The 2,277-nt window shown below is 69.1% G+C and carries 3 protein-coding genes and 1 pseudogene; 2 read left to right on the top strand and 2 right to left on the bottom strand.

Annotated elements, in window-relative coordinates; all coding sequences use genetic code 11:
- Window positions 1-189, top strand: a pseudogene (locus FNH04_RS45040) (ATP/GTP-binding protein); the annotation flags it as partial.
- Window positions 190-329: 140 nt separating this feature from the next.
- Window positions 330-557, top strand: coding sequence for a hypothetical protein (locus FNH04_RS47070; protein WP_194237033.1), 228 nt, complete (start codon window positions 330-332; stop codon window positions 555-557).
- Here FNH04_RS47070 and FNH04_RS45035 read toward each other — a convergent pair.
- Entirely contained in the window at window positions 551-1,711 is a 1,161-nt protein-coding gene (locus FNH04_RS45035; protein WP_322725688.1) for a caspase family protein, read from the bottom strand. The genes FNH04_RS47070 and FNH04_RS45035 overlap by 7 nt on opposite strands.
- Window positions 1,708-2,055, bottom strand: a complete 348-nt coding sequence (locus FNH04_RS45030; RefSeq protein WP_322725690.1) for an effector-associated constant component EACC1 — start codon at window positions 2,053-2,055, stop codon at window positions 1,708-1,710. The genes FNH04_RS45035 and FNH04_RS45030 overlap by 4 nt, the downstream gene beginning before the upstream one ends.
- Window positions 2,056-2,277: the final 222 nt, after the last annotated feature.

The following is a 2,277-nucleotide window of genomic DNA, read 5'->3' as shown; positions in this document are numbered from 1 at the left end:
CTCCCCCGCCACCACGCCTACCTCCACCAGCGCACCGCCGGCCGCATCGGAAGCCTCACCCGGCTCATCCGCCAAGCAGCCATCACCGCCATCACCGACGGCACCGAAAAAATCACCAAAACCGCCCTCGACGCGGTACGACTCGACCACCTCGCCGAACAACAAGCCCGCCCCACACCAAGGCGCTGACAATCCCGACCACGAGATGCCCGGGCCACTCCCGCAGGGTGCGGAAATCAGCCGTACTCAGCCGTTCAGGAACCGGCAAGCCCCGGTCGCTGCGAGACTCGGCCCGGCAAAGCAGTCGCACCGAACGGGGACGTGTAGCTGTGGCAAAGGCGAAGAACCGCAAAGGGCACTACCGGGCAGGGCACTACGTGAAGCCGTCGTCGGCATCCAGCCGGTGGAAGAAGCCGTCCACGGGTGTTGTCCTGGCGGTCGCTATCGTGGCCATCGCCGGGTGGAACACCCTGTTCGGCAACGAGTCCGACGACCCGGACACGACGCCCCGCCCTCAGCCGTCAGCCTCCTCGGCTCCTGCCGTCTCCGGTCAGTGACCCCGTTCCCGGCGGAACACCGACAAACGCCCCGACCATGCCCTTCTCCTCTCGGGCTCGGGCTCGCCGCCCCCGGCGGAGGCCGAGCCCGCCGCCCGGCCTGACGAGATCTCCGCGCGCAACCGCCGCCATACGGCCTGCCACTGCGTGATCTGATCGTCGGGAACGCCGCAGGCCGAGAGGTAGGCGGCCGTTGTACTCCACGTGGTGGGAAGCGTGCCGCGGTTGAGCAGGCTGCTGACGGTACCGGCCGATACACGTCCGCCCGAGCGCTCACTGACCGCCTGCTGAGTCAGACCGCTCACCACACGCACCTCCGCAAGAACGGTGAAGAACCCCGTGACCGTACGGATCGCACGCGGATCCGGCCACGACCGCTCCCCGGCGCCCCCACCAGGCGCAGCGGGGACGGGTACGGCGGGCAGAGCCGCGTGATTGCGTCCGAGCGCGACCTGAGCGCCGCTGTTACGGTCCCGGGCCTGCGGAACAGGGTGCCCCCGGGCCGCCAGCGTCAGACGCACGTGCCGGTAGACAGCCGCGAGATCCAGCAGCACGGGACCGCCGGGTATCCCGCGGCGCAGCGTGTCGAGCAGCGCTCCGGTGAAGGCCGTATACGTCTGCCCCACCGGCGCCAGGGCGGTACGGGTCTCAGCCGCGGCCGCCAGAAGAAAGCTGCCCTCCACCGCGGCCTGGTCGGCAAGCCCGGCCTCGGCACTCATCCTCCCCAGCGCCAAGCCGCTGTAGCAGCAGTCCAGAATCACGACATGACGCTCCGCCCGGGAGTCCAGAAGGAGAACCTGACGCAGCCAGTCATACGGCAGACCGGTCTCCACACGGCCGAACTCAGTGTGCGGCAGGGCCAGAGTGAGCTGATCCTGGGCATCCACCAGGCCGTGCCCGGCGAAGTAGACCACCAGCGTGTCGGTGGCCTCGGCGGCCGCCTGCCTCACGGCACCCACCACGGTGTGCGCGGCCACCGGATCCTCGACAACGGTCACATGCCGGGTGGGCAGTTGCAGAGACAGCGGGCCGCGCAGGAGATCGGCGAGGGCCTGCAGATTGTTCGAAACAGCCGGCAGTTGCTCCAGATGCTCATAGCGGCCCGTGCCCACCACAACCGCCCGCGAGGCCCCCGGATCGGGCAGCACGCTCACCGACCGCCGCCCTCATCAGCATCGGCGGCATCAAGCGCCCGGACCGCCCGCTCGATCTCCTCCTCGGAACAGTCCATGAGGACGACGACCGTGACCCCGCGACGGATCTCCACCCGCGGCCGCTGCGGCCGGGACTGCCGCCACGCCACCACCGCCAAAACGAACGACGCCGCACTCCACCCATTCCCCGTCACCAGCTGCAGCACATCAAGCCCCGTGCCCATCTCCCCCGGCCCAGGCACACCACCCCGTACCTCAACCGCGGCCGACCGGCGCACCCCAGGATCCGCCCGCAGCCAGCCCTGCAACGACCGCAACTCCCCTGCAGCCGACCCGACCCGCACCTGTAACCGCACCCTCGCCCTCCCCTGACCGGCGTGCACCCAACCCGACCACCATGCACAACCGATCAAGAAGACCGCTACAGGACAACACCCCCACCGACCAGGCAAAACACTCCCGACCAGGCAAAACACCAGCCGAACCTTTAGACGCAGAAGCCGCTCAAAACACCCCGACCATTCCCACTGAAACCCACAAAAGACCAGGCCCACAGCCCCCACAGC

It is taken from the genome of Streptomyces phyllanthi (assembly GCF_009377205.1).
In the GTDB taxonomy this organism is placed as follows: Bacteria; Actinomycetota; Actinomycetes; order Streptomycetales; family Streptomycetaceae; genus Streptomyces; species Streptomyces phyllanthi.
This window is presented reverse-complemented; position numbering and strand designations above follow the sequence as displayed.